Origin of the sequence: Commensalibacter nepenthis (assembly GCF_029953305.1) — a bacterium.
In the GTDB taxonomy this organism is placed as follows: Bacteria; Pseudomonadota; Alphaproteobacteria; order Acetobacterales; family Acetobacteraceae; genus Commensalibacter; species Commensalibacter nepenthis.
On the sequence record NZ_JASBAN010000001.1, the window covers coordinates 1,159,146 to 1,174,869 of the forward strand.

The 15,724-nt window shown below is 36.3% G+C and carries 15 protein-coding genes and 2 pseudogenes; 9 read left to right on the forward strand and 8 right to left on the reverse strand.

Annotation, left to right across the window (positions count from 1 at the left end):
- Positions 1-398 precede the first annotated feature (398 nt).
- Positions 399-1,148: pseudogene (locus QJV33_RS05360) on the reverse strand (IS6 family transposase).
- A 55-nt stretch (positions 1,149-1,203) separates the two neighbouring features.
- Here QJV33_RS05360 and QJV33_RS05365 point away from each other — a divergent pair.
- Positions 1,204-1,323 (forward strand): annotated as a pseudogene (locus QJV33_RS05365) (SDR family NAD(P)-dependent oxidoreductase); the annotation flags it as partial.
- 106 nt (positions 1,324-1,429) lie between these two features.
- On the opposite strand, the gene QJV33_RS05370 reads toward QJV33_RS05365, so the two are convergent.
- Positions 1,430-4,819, reverse strand: a complete 3,390-nt coding sequence (locus tag QJV33_RS05370; protein WP_281462346.1) for an MFS transporter — start codon at positions 4,817-4,819, stop codon at positions 1,430-1,432.
- A gap of 29 nt (positions 4,820-4,848) precedes the next feature.
- A complete protein-coding gene (locus tag QJV33_RS05375) occupies positions 4,849-5,073 on the reverse strand; it encodes a YiaA/YiaB family inner membrane protein (protein WP_281462347.1) in 225 nt (74 codons plus the stop codon).
- A gap of 153 nt (positions 5,074-5,226) precedes the next feature.
- On the opposite strand from QJV33_RS05375, the gene QJV33_RS05380 reads away from it, so the two are divergent.
- The gene (locus QJV33_RS05380) at positions 5,227-5,808 is read left to right on the forward strand and encodes a TetR/AcrR family transcriptional regulator (RefSeq protein ID WP_281462348.1); all 582 of its coding nucleotides are present in this window, start codon (positions 5,227-5,229) and stop codon (positions 5,806-5,808) included.
- A 9-nt stretch (positions 5,809-5,817) separates the two neighbouring features.
- On the opposite strand, the gene QJV33_RS05385 is transcribed toward QJV33_RS05380, so the two are convergent.
- From QJV33_RS05385 to QJV33_RS05395, 3 genes are all read right to left on the reverse strand, one after another.
- A complete protein-coding gene (locus QJV33_RS05385) occupies positions 5,818-6,240 on the reverse strand; it encodes a DUF1090 domain-containing protein (RefSeq protein ID WP_281462349.1) in 423 nt (140 codons plus the stop codon).
- A 72-nt stretch (positions 6,241-6,312) separates the two neighbouring features.
- Positions 6,313-6,954, reverse strand: coding sequence for an SGNH/GDSL hydrolase family protein (locus QJV33_RS05390; RefSeq protein WP_281462350.1), 642 nt, complete (start codon positions 6,952-6,954; stop codon positions 6,313-6,315).
- Positions 6,955-7,183: 229 nt separating this feature from the next.
- Positions 7,184-7,963 (reverse strand): acetoin reductase, encoded by a 780-nt coding sequence (locus QJV33_RS05395; RefSeq protein ID WP_281462351.1) that lies wholly within the window; start codon positions 7,961-7,963, stop codon positions 7,184-7,186.
- 204 nt (positions 7,964-8,167) lie between these two features.
- Here QJV33_RS05395 and QJV33_RS05400 point away from each other — a divergent pair, with 204 nt between their 5' ends.
- Positions 8,168-8,431 carry a hypothetical protein gene (locus tag QJV33_RS05400; protein WP_281462352.1) on the forward strand — a complete coding sequence of 88 codons (264 nt, stop codon included), beginning with the start codon at positions 8,168-8,170 and terminating at the stop codon, positions 8,429-8,431.
- Between the two features lie 42 nt (positions 8,432-8,473).
- On the opposite strand, the gene QJV33_RS05405 is transcribed toward QJV33_RS05400, so the two are convergent.
- Positions 8,474-9,046, reverse strand: a complete 573-nt coding sequence (locus tag QJV33_RS05405; protein WP_281462353.1) for an SIS domain-containing protein — start codon at positions 9,044-9,046, stop codon at positions 8,474-8,476.
- Between the two features lie 64 nt (positions 9,047-9,110).
- The gene (locus QJV33_RS05410) at positions 9,111-9,809 is read right to left on the reverse strand and encodes an IS6 family transposase (RefSeq protein WP_281462354.1); all 699 of its coding nucleotides are present in this window, start codon (positions 9,807-9,809) and stop codon (positions 9,111-9,113) included.
- Between the two features lie 63 nt (positions 9,810-9,872).
- Here QJV33_RS05410 and QJV33_RS12010 point away from each other — a divergent pair, with 63 nt between their 5' ends.
- From QJV33_RS12010 to QJV33_RS05435, 6 genes are all read left to right on the forward strand, one after another.
- Positions 9,873-10,019, forward strand: a complete 147-nt coding sequence (locus QJV33_RS12010; protein ID WP_408869648.1) for a transposase — start codon at positions 9,873-9,875, stop codon at positions 10,017-10,019.
- A gap of 243 nt (positions 10,020-10,262) precedes the next feature.
- The gene (locus tag QJV33_RS05415) at positions 10,263-11,138 is read left to right on the forward strand and encodes a universal stress protein (protein ID WP_281462355.1); all 876 of its coding nucleotides are present in this window, start codon (positions 10,263-10,265) and stop codon (positions 11,136-11,138) included.
- A 173-nt stretch (positions 11,139-11,311) separates the two neighbouring features.
- A complete protein-coding gene (locus QJV33_RS05420; RefSeq protein WP_281462356.1) occupies positions 11,312-13,342 on the forward strand; it encodes a DUF2849 domain-containing protein in 2,031 nt (676 codons plus the stop codon).
- On the forward strand, positions 13,329-13,817 hold the full coding sequence (locus QJV33_RS05425) for a DUF934 domain-containing protein (protein WP_281462357.1): 489 nt from the start codon (positions 13,329-13,331) through the stop codon (positions 13,815-13,817). The genes QJV33_RS05420 and QJV33_RS05425 overlap by 14 nt, the downstream gene beginning before the upstream one ends.
- 253 nt (positions 13,818-14,070) lie before the next feature.
- Positions 14,071-14,727, forward strand: a complete 657-nt coding sequence (locus QJV33_RS05430) for a class II aldolase/adducin family protein (RefSeq protein WP_281462358.1) — start codon at positions 14,071-14,073, stop codon at positions 14,725-14,727.
- A 31-nt stretch (positions 14,728-14,758) separates the two neighbouring features.
- Positions 14,759-15,703, forward strand: coding sequence for a carbohydrate kinase family protein (locus QJV33_RS05435; RefSeq protein WP_281462359.1), 945 nt, complete (start codon positions 14,759-14,761; stop codon positions 15,701-15,703).
- The last annotated feature ends 21 nt before the right edge of the window (positions 15,704-15,724 follow it).

Consider the following 15,724-nt stretch of genomic DNA (forward strand, 5'->3'; position numbering starts at 1 on the left):
CTGATTAACCTATACTGCCCTTATGGTTTGATAATGGCAGTATAGGTTATTAAAACGAAATCACAACAAAATATTTGCTATTATTCATTTCTTTATATGTATTATATATAAATACAGGAAGTAATAAAGCAGTAGAGAACAATAATATTATTTCTAAATATACCAGCAAATATTATGATATAGATATATATTATGGTGTATGGCAGGTGCTTTAAGCTGCAACAAAATCATTTATCAATGGTATTAATAAACTGTAGGAATTGATCGCGTTGTTTACAGTGATATGGAATATTACTGTAATGAACATACATAGGAAAACGAAGCTTACGCTGTATCATCGAGAGGGGTCTTGTCGCAAATATTGAATGGTGCTGTAATTAGCCATAAAGCTAGCTAATTTAGACGAATATATTATTATTTAGACCGAATATGCTTTGAATGAGCTTTATTTGTTCGTTGATTGTCCATTTTCCTTTAAAGCCCAGTCCTTTTTTAATCCAGAGAATGGCCTCACATCCGTTGAGTGTTTTCCTTGCTGTATGAAAAGACTGAAAGCAACCATTCTTTGGGATAATTCTCTTTACTCTGAAATGATCATTTTCTATTCCCTGTTGTAAAGATTTCTTTGTTTCATGAACGCAGTGATTGGGAAGGATATGCTCATTCTTCATGGTCTATATGGTTTTTGGAAACGGTAATGCTTTATCTGTTCCAATATGGGTTGGAGCGAATAGACCATCTTTTTTAAACGCCTTTCTAAAGAAACGTTGCGCTGCTTTGATATTTCTTTTAGCTGTTAACAAGAAATCAATAGCAGTTCCATTCTTATCAATGGCTCTATATAGATACTTCCACTGACCTTTTACCTTGATATAGGTTTCATCAATCCTCACCTCACCACAATGGGGCTTTCTATAGCTTCTCAAACGTTTTTCTAATAGAGGAGCATAGCGTAATATCCAACGATTTAACGTGCTATGATCAACGCTTACTCCACGCTCTAAAAACAATTCCTCAATATCTCGATAGCTAAGACAATAGCGTAAATATTAGTTTACCGCTTGGATAATCATCAATCCATTAAAATGACGACCTTTAAAATCATCCTTAGATCTTAATATAAGCTTGCTATAGATACCAATAGACATAAATCAATCCTAAATAAAATAATCACTCCATTTCTATACCATACTAAAATACATAATTAAATTTGCAACAAGACCTAAAACAGTGATTATTACAGGTGCTTCTCGTGGTATAGGCAAAGCAGCTGCGTTTGAATGCGCGAAACAAGGTGCAAATGTTGTTATTGGTCATAGTGGTCGACCCTGTAGGAATTGGTCGCGTTGTTTACTGTGATATGAAATATAACTGTAAACAACGCGACCAATTCCTACATCTTTTCATTATATTTAATGCTCCATTATTTTTATAATTGTAACTGCTTATATAATTCAGGATAGTTAATTTTGCCCGTTGCAAATAAAGGGATTTCCTTAGTAATTTTTAAATTTTTTGGAATCATAATTTTTGCGATCTCATGCTCTTTGCTGTATGATAATAGGTGATCTAAGGTTGCATCTTGTTGTGTAGTGATTAATAATAATTGCTCGCCCTTTTTATCATCTGTTAAGTTGATAACCGCATTGGTGGCTTCAGCCCATATTTTATTGGCAATCAGTTCTATACTTGTCATAGAAATCATTTCCCCACCAATTTTTGCAAAGCGTTTTACGCGACCAGTAATTGCTACAAACCCATTATTATCAACACAAACAATATCTCCAGTATCATACCATTCATTTTCCATGGGCTGAATGATACCAGGGGTTGTATTTGTCATATAACCTATCATAATATTACCGCCTTTTACCAATAGTTTTCCACCTTGGTTAATTCCTGAAACAGGAACAATTTGATGGTCAATCCCTGGTAGAAACTGACCAACAGTGCCATTACGGTGATTCATAGGCGTATTTAAAGCAATGACAGGGGAACTCTCTGTGGCGCCATAACCTTCAAAAATACGAACGCCGAATTTATCAGCATATAATTTATGCGTTTCCTCTTTGATCTTTTCCCCACCCGTAATGATATAACGCATCGCGTAAAAATCATAAGGATGTGCATATTTAGCCCAGCCATTCAGGAATGTATCCGTTCCAAAACAAATAGTTGCGTCGGTATCATAAATCACGGATGGAATATTTTTATAATGTAAGGGATTAGGATAATGAAAAGTCCTGACCCCAAAGAATAAAGGCAGTAACGTTGCTCCTGTTAATCCAAGAGAGTGAAAGATAGGCATTGCATTAAAGACGTGATCTGCACAGCTAAAATCAATCACCGAGGCGACTTGTTGGCAATTGGTTAAAATATTATGATGACTTAAAACAACAGCTTTTGGATGTCCTTCTGATCCAGAAGTTGATAAGATAACCGCCGGGGATTTGTGCGATACACGCATGCCAGGAAGGCGACTTGGGCATAGTAAGTCTATTTTTGCTTTGACTTTGTCGGTCAAACTAATATTTTCGATAATATCTTCTAAATAAAGAATTTGAATATTTTGTTTAAGTTTTACCTCTAAATCTTGCAAATTGGCTTTTTCGATAAAAAGATGGCTGGAAATAATGGTTTTAATCTTTGTTGTTTTACAAATATTAAGAATATTTTCAGCACCTGTGGATATATTAATTGGATGAGGAACACGAGCCACTGCTGACACCGCCATCAAAGACATAATTGCACCACAGGATGTAGGGAGCAATAAACCAACATGTTCCCCTAAATCTGTTTGCTTTTCAATTTTTCTGCCAAATAAAACAGCACCTAAACAGATGCGTTCATAGGTAAAAGGGTCTCTTTTAATATCTTCGATAATTTCTCTTGATTTGCCATAGGTATTCTTTGCATCAATTAACGCTTGGAAAATAGTTTTTTCTGTGTTTTTTGCAGCAAAGGAAGTAGCAATCATAATGCGTTCTAAAATTTTTCCAATATGATGCCTATTCTCTTGATGAGACATGGTTGGGTCAAGATACTCATGTATATCAATAGGGGGTTGCACTCTAATAGATATTCGAGGAAATAGACGTAGAGGTAATTTTCCTTTCATCCGTCCGAAATATCCGAATTGTAATCCATTTATGTAAATTGGCAATATTTTTGCATTAGCGTTATAAGCAACGAGACCTGCACCTTCATAGATTTTCATCAAATTTCCTGTTTTTGTCAGACGACCTTCAGGAAAAATAACCAGTTTTTGTTTTTCATCACGTACAGCATGAACCATATCTTTAATTGCATAAGGGGATTGTATATCGATTTGAAATGTTTTGACAAACGCAAGAAAAGGTCTAGCCCACCATTTTTGTGCAGTTTTTGTATAAATGGCAAATGCAGGTTGTTCAGGAAGGTAACAAGATAATAAACTAGCATCAGCAAAAGAGGTGTGATTGGAAACAATAACGACTTGATCCCCAGCTTTTGCAAAATTTTCCATTCCTTTAACGGTGACTTTATGAAAAATTTGAAAGTATAATTTAAAAATAAGTTGAAGAATTTTAGAGGTAAAAAAACGCATAATATATACTGCCACAAATAAATTAATGATAGAAAGAGAAATGAAGAGCGATGCAGAGGAAAGACCATAAGCACTGGCTCTAGCCCAAATAAAAGAACCAATGACCATCATGATGGCATTGATAATGTTATTGCCTGCAATAATTCGGGCTTTGCTGGTTTTAGGGGATTTTTCCTGGATAATTGCATAAAGTGGTACTGAATAAATTCCACAACAGATTGCCATCAAAGTTAAATCAATAAGTAAGCGTAATCCTGTAAAAGAGGTGATAAAATCGAATAAAGAATCCGTTGTATGAACAGAAAAAATAGTTAATCCAAAATCCGTACAAAAGACCGAAATCCCAAGAGCAGCTATCGGAACAAAACGAGCTGAGATTATGCCTTTCAGTAATCGAGAACATAAAATTGAACCACTAGCAATCCCCAAAGAAAAGCAAGTAATAAATAAATTGGTTAAATAATGACCATTATGATGGATAATTTGAGAAGAGATATCAAAGATACCTGCACCTACAACAGAACCGATGGTCCAAAACCAAGAAATACCAAGGATACATAACCAAATATTTCTATTTTGACGAGAGAGTATAATGGTCTTATAGGTTTCGTGAATAATATTGATATTTAACTTGATGTTTTTATCAGCAGGTTCAGTTTTTTTAATTTTGAAAACAGAAATTAGACTGAGAATAGAAAAAGCAAAGGCTGATCCACAAACCCAATATAATCCACTAGGGAAAAGGATTACTGAGGCGCCAATTAACATACCGATTAATACAGAAATAAAAGTAGAGGTTTCAATAAGACTATTACCAAAAAGGATTTTCTTTTTTTCTACAATTTCAGGAATAATACTATATTTTAAAGGGCAGTAAAAAGCCTCTGCGGTTCCTAATAAAAATAAACATCCAAGTAAAAGAGGGATATCTTGATAGATAAACCCCATAAATGATACTGGAATTAAAATAATTTGGATGATTTTTATAGCAATCATAACGCGTTGTTTTGAAAATTTATCGGCGATCTGACCCGCAGTTGCAGAAAAACACGCATAAGGCAGAATAAATAAGCCACCAGCAATGGCTGCAATTCCTGTGTTTTGATATCCCATAACGAATAATGCCATGACGAGCATTGCATTTTTAATCATGTTTTCATTAAGCACGCCACAAGATTGTGCCAGACATAAAAACCATAAAGAGCGTTTGGATGAATTGGATGCTGTTGGCATTGGTTTTTGCCTTGTAACTCTATATTTATTTATTCGGTTGGTTCAGATTGATATTCGGCTTGATCTCGTAAAGTCTTTGATAAAGAGATAGAGGACTGAACCAAAAATAGGCTTGCAAGCCCAAGATAAGCTCTGAGCCAGTTATCCATAGGCATATAGATCACAGCAAAACTCATAGCGACGATAGAGATAATGAAGCTGACCCATGTAAATAGGACCCAGCTGTTGGTTGTTGTATTTGATTGTTTAGACATTTTTCGATTCCTTGTTTATATTTTGAACAATGTTCATTAAACACGAGTTGTAGTAAAATGCAACAACTTTTTGAACATTGTTCAAAACTATTTAGTTCTTTTAATTTTTAATGTTACAGTGCATAAAGAAATGAGTGAAAAGGAGGAAAGCAAATGGGCCGCAAAGGTAAAGATCCAGACGAATTACGCAACAAGATTATAGATGTTGCCTATACAATTATTGTTACTGAAGGTTTGCGTAAATGTACAGTGCGGGCCGTTACTAAAAAAGCGGGATGTGCGTTGGGTTCATTGGGATATTTATTTACAGGGCTCGAAGATGTTATTCTTGCGGTAAATACGCGAACATTAATTGAAATGGATCAATATATGTTCGAGAAAGCGCAAGCAGAAAAAGAAGATCAAGTTGTAGATCGATTAACGGCTTTGGCTTTGGCGTATTTTACCTATGCAAAAGATTATTTTAATCAATGGGAAGCACTCTTTGCATTACGTTTTTCTCAAAGTGAGCTGCCGTCTGAATATTTGCAGGTGCGCAGTCAATTGATTTTAAAAATTACCACTTTGTTTTCTGAAGATATGACCGATCAAAAGCAAAATATCATGTTGGCCAGAACAATGTATGAAGCGGTGCATGGTATTGTGGTGTTGGGACTAGATCGCAGATTAGGTGGAACCTCTCAAGACGTTGAAAATAGAATTCGCTTATTGGTTTCCGCCATTATTAAAAATTAAAAAACACAATTATTGATTTGCTTTGATTTTGTTTTTAAAGGTTTCCAAAGCGGTTTGTGCGGCTTTAAATTCCGCTTGTTTTTCCTCTAATTTTTTCTGTCTTTTAGCAATTATTTGAGCGTTGCCGTCTTGCTGAGCTTGTTTTAACTCATCTGTTGCTTCGAAGACATCTTCTTGTTCGTCATCAACTTTTCCTTGGTATTTTTCTTGAAGGTAACTATCCTTACATTTTATGTTGATTCTGTTGAGTTTTCTTTCGAGTTTGTTGATTTTGATCTGGTTATTTGATTGTTTGGCATAAGAGAGCTTGGTTTGAATTTCAGCTACTTTTTCTTTGCATGTTTTAAAATCGTAATGGTCATTTGCAAATGCAGGCACAGAGAAAAGAAATATTGTTGAAAAACAACCGAATTTAATGATTGGTTTAATCATATCTTTTATTCTCCTTGTATTTATTTTTAAAAATGTAAGCACTGAATATGGCGTATTGATGACATTAATGATTTACAAACTCTCGATTAAATTTTGAATAGCTTGTGCCAATTTTATATGTTGATCTTGGTCATAATGGATACCATCAATATGGCTAACTGTGACGACAGAACCGATATCTAAAAAAGTAAGATTATGTTTTGAAGCAACTTTTCGATAATAATGGCTTAGCAATTTTGATTTTTCCTCGCCACCAGCAAAGATATCTCCTAAATTGCCTTTTACTTCATTGATAGGAGGTGGACATAATAAAATAATTTGAGGGCATTTTTGCTGAGATCCTACATAACATGATTTTATTTCAGCAATTAATCGATCATTAGAATATGCAATATCGACGGCCATTACAGAAAAACGGGTTTTCAGATCATTCGTTCCCAACATTAAAACAACAATATCAATCGGATTATGGCTTTCTAAACAAGGACGTAAATATGTTAATCCATTCTTGTGTTTGCCATCAATAGGATCATTATGAACGGTGGTACGTCCTGATAATCCTTCTTCAATAATATGATATTGATTTAATTTTTTTTGTAATATTCCTGTCCATCGCTCATTTGGTGTAAAACGTTCACTTTCACCAAAACCAGACATGGGCTTAGTGCCGTGTGTATTGCTATCTCCGTAGAGTAAGATTGTTTTTTCTCTCATTAGAACCTCAATAAATAAAAAATGAAAATACCTTCTTATTGAGTCTATAGGATTTTCATATAAATACAGAATAGAAGGGTTGGCAAAAATTATTATATTTCGGAGGAATTGTTCTTGCTTGTAGTACAGCAAATTGGCTAGTAAAATGAATAAGAGTTCTGTTGTAAACCAACCCACTGAAATCAATTATAACCAAGATAGCGCTCAATCTTCGTTAAGGCTTAGTGAGTTAGCGATAGACAATACCACCGTCGGTAATAATCGATTGACCTGTAATATAATCTGCATCATCGCTACTTAAAAAAGCGACTAAGGCTGCGACGTCATCAGGTGTTTGCGCACGACCTAATGCGATTAAATCGATCATTTTTTGATAAGTTTCGCCTTTGGCTACTCCTGTGATTTCAGAAAAACGATTATCAATTTCAACCCACATATCGGTTCCAACAATTCCTGGGCAATAGGAATTGACGGTGATTCCAGCCGACGCATATTCCTTTGCGGCGGTTTGTGTTAATGCGCGGACCGCAAATTTAGTTGCTGAATAAATGCCAAGGATTGCCATCGCATCATGACCAGCAATAGAGGAGGCATTAATAATTTTCCCTTTTTGCTTACGTTCTTTGAATTTTTCAGAAGCAGCTTGAATTCCCCATAAAACACCATTTACATTGATTTTAAAAATGCGATCCATATCTGCAGGAGTAACTTCTGCTAAGGGTTGAATAGAAGCAATTCCGGCGTTATTAATCATTACATCAAAACCACCAAGTGTTTTTTCTGTATGAGCGACTGCAGCGAAAACAGCATCTCGATCACTGATGTCTGTAACACAAATGGTTGCTTTTCTTCCGAGTTGTTGGATTTCTTGGGCGACATTTTCTAATTGTTCTTTTTTAAGGTCTACAATCCCGATATTGGCACCTTCTTTGGCAAGACGCAAAGCAATTCCACGCCCAATTCCTTGTGCTGCACCTGTGACTAAAATGACCTTATTTTGAAGTTTCATCAAATTTCTCCCTGATATATAAACCTGATATATAAAATAGAATGAGTGATTCAACCAATGTCATGGTATATTCAATACAAGAACCCTCAACTATTTTTAACATTTCAAGGTCTTTTATCAAATAAAATAACGTTTACTGAGGGGAATACTTAAAACTAACACTTTATAATTGCTTAGATTAATATATTGGATTTAAGGTTGAAAATGCAGAATAAAAAGCTTCCAGATTATACACACCTCATTGGATGGATAGGAACATTTACAGCTTGTTGTATGTATTTTTTTTATATTCCACAGATTTTGGATAATTTACACGGGCATGTTGCCCAACCATGGCAGCCTGCGGCAGCGATGGTGAATTGTACAATTTGGGTATGGTACGGGGTTAAGGTCAAAGACTGGCCTGTTGCAGTAGCCAACGCACCAGGAATTCTATTTGGTTTTGTTGCTTTTGTGACTGCTTTATAATCGATAAAGGGTAATACAATATTATCCTTATTTTGTTATGATTTATGCAAAATCTCCTGACAGACCTTCTAGGTTTGTATGTTGATTTTTCATTTTTTCGAGAGATATGTTGCATTGCTCCATCAGCATCATGGTGATAATGTCCGTGAATAAAAATAAAGATTGTTCTAATAAAGTGGACATGGGTTGCACAGAGTGAATTTCTGAATTGATTCCAAAGATTTGTCCTGGTATATGAACGCATAGATCTGCATATTGACCATGTTCATTTTCGGGATGTGCTGTTAATAAAACAATTCTTGCACCAACCTTTTTAGCCAGTTGAATGACATTCAATTCTACATTTGTGACCGCACAATGCACAATTAAAAGGTCTCCGTTGCCAATACAAGGGGTTGTGGTGTCATAAACAACGTAACTATCAAAACCCATATGTTTTAGTCGCATTGCAAATCCACGTACGGATAATTGCATTCTGCCCATACCATAGAGTTGAATGGTCTTCGCTTGCTGAATTTCTTTGATAAGTTGTTGTACCTGTTCGGGATTAACAGCTGTCAAAGTTTTAAGATTTTCTTGAAGGACGGTGTGAACATGGTCTTTGTAAGTTTTCATTATTATTCTCCATAATATATCAATGATAAGGATAAGATCAATTTGTAGGGATTGTTCGCGTTGTTTACAGATTTTGTTTAAAATAACCACCTAAGACCTCATAGGGTGTTTTTTCTTGAATGCCTTTATGAGGTTTAACAATGTTATAATAATTAATGAATCGTTTCAACTTTAACTTTCGATCCTGAGCATTGACGAACAATTCACGCTCATGCCACATTTCCATGAGTGTGCGAATGACGCGCTCTGCTTTGCCATTGGTTTGAGGGCAAGCTGGCTTGGTGAACTTTTGGTTAATCCGATTGGTATAACAGGTTTTAACAGTTCCAATATGAGTTGGAGCGAATAGACCATCTTTTTTAAACGCCTTTCTAAAGAAACGTTGCGCTGCTTTGATATTTCTTTTAGCTGTTAACAAGAAATCAATAGCTGTGCCTTCTTTATCAGTGGCTCTATATAGATACTTCCACTGACCTTTTACCTTGATATAGGTTTCATCAATCCTCACCTCACCACAATGAGGTTTTATATAGCTTCTTAATCGCTTTTCTAATAGTGGTGCATAGCGTAATACCCAATGGTTTAACGTGCTATGATCAACGCTTACTCCACGCTCTAAAAACAATTCCTCAATGTCTCGATAGCTAAGACAATAGCGTAAATACCAGTTTACCGCTTGGATAATCATCAACCCACTAAAGTGGCGACCTTTAAAATCATCCCTAGATCTTAATATAAGCTTGCTATAGATATCAATAGACATAAATCAATCCTAAATATAAATACTCACTCCATTTTTATATCATACTAAAATACATAATTAAATTTGCGACAAGACCATAAATTATGTCATAAGGTTGAGAATATATTTGCAAAACTCAAGGATCGGAGACGTATCGCCACGAGATATGACCGATACGCTCATACCTTCCTCTCCGCAATATACATCCCTGCAGGTGTTCTCAATGAATGAGTCCTGACCTTAGGTCGTATACAGAGATGTAACGCATAAATAATGAGTTGTTGTAACGTTCGTCGCTATTTAGGTTACAGGTAAGTAAAAGCAACAAAATTATTGGATATTTTCAACAGATACTGGTAATCTATAAAGGTTTATATGAGGAATATAGTAATATCGTCATTTCTTAGATTGGAATATCTTTTAAATTTTGTATATGCAGTCCTCATCATCGGTTTTTTTAGGAGTATCTTAATTATGCTTAACGTCAAAAAAATTCTTGTGCCTCTCCAAGGAACACCTTTAACAGATGCAACATTAGCAACTGCTTATTTGTTATCTCAGAATTACGATGCGCATTTAGCTGTTTTACATATTCGTCCTGATAAAAAAGATGTGATTCCTTTGACAGGTGAAGGTCTGTCTGGAACGATGATCGAGGAAGTTATGAATATTGCAGAGCATGAGGGAATGAAACGATTAAAATTTGCCCGTCAAAGTTTCGATGCTTTTGTTGATGAGAATAATATCAAACTTGTGAATTGGGGTAATAACCAGGTCGCAGAAACAGGCAAGACAGCCAGTTTTACCGCTCTGACAGGCAGAGAAAACGACGTGGCAACCTATTGGTCTCGTTTATCAGATATTACAGTGGTCACCCACCCTAATTCTGGTGCGCATATTTCGTCTTCAGAAATGTTACACGCATTATTGTTTGAAAGTGGACGCCCAATTTTGATTGCGCCCAAAGAGAAACCAACCAGTATTGGCAAGCGCGTATGTATTGCATGGAATGGCAGTGCAGAATCCGCCGCAGCGTTACACGCAGCATTAAGATGGATGGGCACGACCGAACAAGTTGCGATTTTATATAGTGAGGATTTTGCAGATAGAGGTGGGAACATCCAAGATATTGTTGATTATTTAAAATTTAATGATCTCAATGTAGAGCTTTGTACAATCAAAGGCGACAGACATACTGGCGAAAGCATGATCGCTGCGTGTAAGGATTTTAATGCTGATCTATTATGTATGGGTGCTTATTCTCATCCCCGTTGGAAACAAATTATTCTGGGTGGTGTAACCAGCTATATGTTAGAGAATGCGAGTTTGCCAGTGCTTATGAACCGTTAGTTCTGTTTATACTATAAGGTATAATGATCGTATTTTTTAGTGAAAGGTTCTTTTGACCTTTCACTATATTTTTTTGTAGTATATGAATACTCATTAATTTATTTGTATATTATGCAGATAAGAGTATATAGTATTATTAACTAATTATCAAAATCTAATAAGGACATCATATTGTGACTTCTAAGGATCAAAATACACAGGAGGAAACTTTGTTTGTGCTGACAGCAAACCGTTTTGCTGATGGGCGCGTTGTGTGGCTTACAGCACAAGGTTATTGGAGTATCTTATTAGAGGAAGGTCAAATATTTTCTTCTAAAGTTGATGTGGAAACAGCTCAACAACAAGCACAAAAAGATGTTTTGTCACAGTATATCCTTGATCCTTATGCGGTTGAATTAAATTCCAATTTAATTCCTCAGACAACCCGAGAAAAAGTCAGGGCTTTTGGCCCCAGCACACATCCTGAATTTAATCCTAGATCTGTACAAGAACAATACTCAATGAATAATATTCCTCAAAATCCCAATCCTTCTTTGGCTGTTGGTCGGTATAATTATGATGCTATTGACCATCAATTTTTAAAAGAACGTATCAATCAATTTCGCTCTCAAATTGAACGTAGAATAAGTGGTGAATTATCCGAAGATGAATTCAAACCGTTACGTTTAATGAATGGGGTTTATTTGCAACTTCATTCTTATATGCTGCGTGTTGCAATTCCTTATGGAATTTTATCTTCGACAATGTTGCGGGGGTTGGCTTATGTTTCGCAATATTATGATCGTGGTTATGGACATTTTACAACCCGTCAAAATATTCAGTTCCATTGGATAAAATTGGAAGAAGTGCCAGATATTTTAACGCACCTAGCATCCGTGGAAATGCATGCGTTACAAACCAGTGGGAATTGTATTCGCAATATAACCAGTGATGAATTTGCAGGGCTAGCAGAGGATGAGATTCTTGATCCTCGTGTTTACGCAGAAATTATGCGTCAATGGTCAACGTTGCATCCTGAATTTACATTTTTACCTCGCAAGTTCAAAATAGCAATCAGTGGGTCACCTGTTGATCGTGTGGCAGCATGTTTTTATGATATTGGTATTTTAACACATTTAAATGATGAACAAAAACCCGTCTTTGAAGTTTGGGTTGGTGGAGGTTTGGGGCGTATTCCATACAAAGGAAAAGTCATTCGTGATGATTTGCCCCCTGAACATTTATTGGCTTATATAGAGGCAATTATCCGTGTTTATAATTTACATGGATCACGAAATAATCTGTATAAATCACGGATTAAAATCTTGGTCGAAAATCTTGGAATTGATGCGTATCGTGAGCAAGTTGAAAAAGAATTTGCAACGATGGATCTCGATCAATATCGTTTGTCTGATGAGCTTGTTGCTCAAATCCAAGCACAATTTGGTTGCCCAGATTTGGAAAATCATCCTGGAGCTTCTGAGGTTTTAGCAAAACATCGTCAGCAAGATAAAGAATTTGATCGTTGGGTAAAAAATAATACCCATCCTCATTTCCATGAGGATTATATCGCCGCAGTGGTTGCGCTTAAGGAAGTTGGGCAAACGCCTGGCGATGCGTCAACTGAACAAATGCGCGCACTGGCAGATTTGGCAGATGAATACGCTTTTGGTGAGGTTCGAGTAACACATTTACAAAATGTGGTATTGGGACATGTGCAAAAAGACAAACTATATGCGCTTTGGCAAGGGTTAAAAGAACATCGTTTGGCAACTGCTAACTTAGGATTGATTACAGATATTGTTTGTTGCCCGGGTATGGATTATTGTGCGCTTGCAAATGCACGCTCTATCCCAGTGGCTAAACAAATTGCAGCATTATTCGAAGATCCTGAATTACAAGAGAAAATTGGACCAGTAAATATTGGGGTTGACGGTTGTATTAACTCGTGTGCGCATCATCACATTATGAATATCGGTGTGTTGGGTGTTGATAAAAAAGGTGAAGAATTTTACCAAATTAAACTTGGTGGGTCTTCTTATAAAGAAGGCGCAGCGATTGGCTCAATCCTTGGTGCTGCGGTAAAGGCAGAGGACGTTGTCAAAGCGGTTGAAAAATTGATTTACTTCTATCTAGAACAGCGTCAAGAAAACGAACATTTTATTGATACCTATCGCCGTCTTGGCACCACACCATTTAAGGAGATTATTTATGCCACTGCTTAAAAATGGAGAAATCATGCCTGATTCTTGGACAGTGCTAGAGGGAGATATTCCTTCTCCTTTGCCTCAAGAATCAATCATTGTGCCGTTTACGTATTTGTCAGAAATTGATATCAATACAATTTCTCAACCTTTAGGGGTGATGTTTCCTTGTGATCAAGATATTGAAGCATTGAAACCTTATGTTGATCGGTTAGAGTTAATTGTTCTTCATTTTCCTACTTTTAAAGATGGTAGAGCATTTTCACAAGCACGTAAAATTCGTGAACAATTAAAATTTACAGGCGAGCTCAGAGCAACTGGTCATATTTTATCCGATCAATATCAGTTTTTAATTCGTGTAGGTTTTACAACTGTTTCTTTGCCAGACACAGCCAACATACAAAGCTGGCAAAAAGCAATGAATGATTTTAGCGAGGCTTATCAGCCGTCTGTTTTGGGTGAAAAGCGACTTTCTGGATTACGTTGGAAAGTTTAAGTATTTAAATGTAGGAATTGGTCGCGTTGTTTACAGTAATATTCCATATCACTGTAAACAACGCGACCAATTCCTACATTTAAGATATATTTAATTATAAAATAACATTAGTAAAATAATAGTTATTTCTAAATTTTCTGAATACAAGATACTCTTCCTTAGAGCATTCACCATTATAAAATAATCTTAACGAACATGTATTATTTTTGATGGGGCTGCTTATATCGAAAAAATTAACATGAAGAGTTATTGAGTGTCTCAGAATATTTCTCCTATTGAACTCGAAAAAAGATGTGCAATTATCGAAGCATGCCTTGAAATGAATCGTCTTGGAATTAATCAAGGAACGTCTGGAAATATCAGTGTTCGTCACGAAGATTATTTATTAATTACCCCCACCAGTGTCCCTTATAAACAGTTAAAGCCTGAAACTATTGTTCGTATGAAAATGGATGGTTCTGTCAAAGGGTCTTTGAAACCATCCAGCGAATGGCGCTTTCATTTAGACATTTTAAACGCACGACCAGAGGTCAATGCTGTTGTTCACGCGCATCCGACTTATTCAACCATTATCTCTATTATGGGAATGGATATACCAGCCATTCATTATATGATCGCCGTTGCAGGAGGCGACAATATTCGCTGTGCACCTTATGAAACTTTTGGCACAAAAGCCCTGTCTCATCAAGCGTTAAAAGCCTTAGAAGGGCGCAAAGCCTGTTTATTAGAACATCATGGCATTATCGCCGTTGGCGCAAATTTATCCAAAGCATTATGGTTGGCTGTAGAAGTAGAAACGCTTGCAAAGCAATTTCACGGGGTTCTGCAATTAGGAAAGCCCAGAGTTTTATCTCAAGATCAAATCGCTGCTATTGTTGATAAAATCAGCAATTATGGTCACGCGGATTAATTAAATAATCATCAATGAAAGGAATATAGAAATGACACGCTTTGATGTAAGCTCCATTGGGCTATGCGATGTTGATATATTAGGTCGACCTATTAAAGCTATTCCGCCAGAAGGCAAACTCGAACTTATCGATCAAATTCGCATGACGGTTGCTGGAACTGCAGGGGCAACAGCGATGGATTGCGGTATCTTGGGTGTTTCAGTACAAGGTGTTTTCACGGTTGGCAAAGACGATATGGGGGATTATATCCGTTCAAAACTAACTGGATTTGGGGTGGATTGTTCGCTTATCAAACAAACGGATAAAGCACAAACCTCTGCATCCATTTTACCCATTCCTGAAAGCGGTGGCAGACCCGCGTTACATGTGATGGGGGCATCGGCGATTTTTAATGTTGATGAATCTGAATATGACAAGGTTTTAGATGCCAAAATTATCCATGTAGGCGGAACAGGTCTTTTAAAATCATTTGATGGAGAGCCAACCGTTAAATTATTAAAAAAGGCAAAAGAGTTAGGTCGCATAACGACGTATGATCTTATCGGAGCCAGCGCAAAAACTTTTGCGCTAGTTGAGCCTTGTTTACCTTATATTGATTATTTTATTCCTAGTATCGAAGAGGCTGGCGAAATGTCTCATCTTACCGATCCTAAAGAAATCGCCCAGTTTTATAAAAAGCTAGGTGCTAAAAATATTGTCTTAACCATGGGCGGGGATGGTGTTTATGTATCCCCACAATCAGGAAAAGATTTTACACTTCCTGCCTATGATATCCAAGTTGTTGATACGACAGGTTGTGGTGATAGTTTTAGCGCAGGAATTATTGTTGGTTTGGTAAAAGGATGGGATTTACATCAATCTGCTCGTTTTGCCTCTGCTGTTGCAGCAAAAGTCGCAATGGGACTGGGATCAGATGGAAAATTGGTTTCTTTTGATGACACAATACATGCAATGAATACGTTCCCCACTAAATAACTATAGATTAACCATACAAAT

Excerpts from the sequence above, each read along its gene's own strand:
- QJV33_RS05370 (WP_281462346.1), bottom strand. The coding sequence starts at position 4,819 with ATGCCAACAGCATCCAATTCATCCAAACGCTCTTTATGGTTTTTATGT.
- QJV33_RS05375 (WP_281462347.1), bottom strand. The coding sequence starts at position 5,073 with ATGTCTAAACAATCAAATACAACAACCAACAGCTGGGTCCTATTTACA.
- QJV33_RS05380 (WP_281462348.1), top strand. The coding sequence starts at position 5,227 with ATGGGCCGCAAAGGTAAAGATCCAGACGAATTACGCAACAAGATTATA.
- QJV33_RS05385 (WP_281462349.1), bottom strand. The coding sequence starts at position 6,240 with ATGATTAAACCAATCATTAAATTCGGTTGTTTTTCAACAATATTTCTT.
- QJV33_RS05390 (WP_281462350.1), bottom strand. The coding sequence starts at position 6,954 with ATGAGAGAAAAAACAATCTTACTCTACGGAGATAGCAATACACACGGC.
- QJV33_RS05395 (WP_281462351.1), bottom strand. The coding sequence starts at position 7,963 with ATGAAACTTCAAAATAAGGTCATTTTAGTCACAGGTGCAGCACAAGGA.
- QJV33_RS05400 (WP_281462352.1), top strand. The coding sequence starts at position 8,168 with ATGCAGAATAAAAAGCTTCCAGATTATACACACCTCATTGGATGGATA.
- QJV33_RS05405 (WP_281462353.1), bottom strand. The coding sequence starts at position 9,046 with ATGAAAACTTACAAAGACCATGTTCACACCGTCCTTCAAGAAAATCTT.
- QJV33_RS05410 (WP_281462354.1), bottom strand. The coding sequence starts at position 9,809 with ATGTCTATTGATATCTATAGCAAGCTTATATTAAGATCTAGGGATGAT.
- QJV33_RS05415 (WP_281462355.1), top strand. The coding sequence starts at position 10,263 with ATGCTTAACGTCAAAAAAATTCTTGTGCCTCTCCAAGGAACACCTTTA.
- QJV33_RS05425 (WP_281462357.1), top strand. The coding sequence starts at position 13,329 with ATGCCACTGCTTAAAAATGGAGAAATCATGCCTGATTCTTGGACAGTG.
- QJV33_RS05435 (WP_281462359.1), top strand. The coding sequence starts at position 14,759 with ATGACACGCTTTGATGTAAGCTCCATTGGGCTATGCGATGTTGATATA.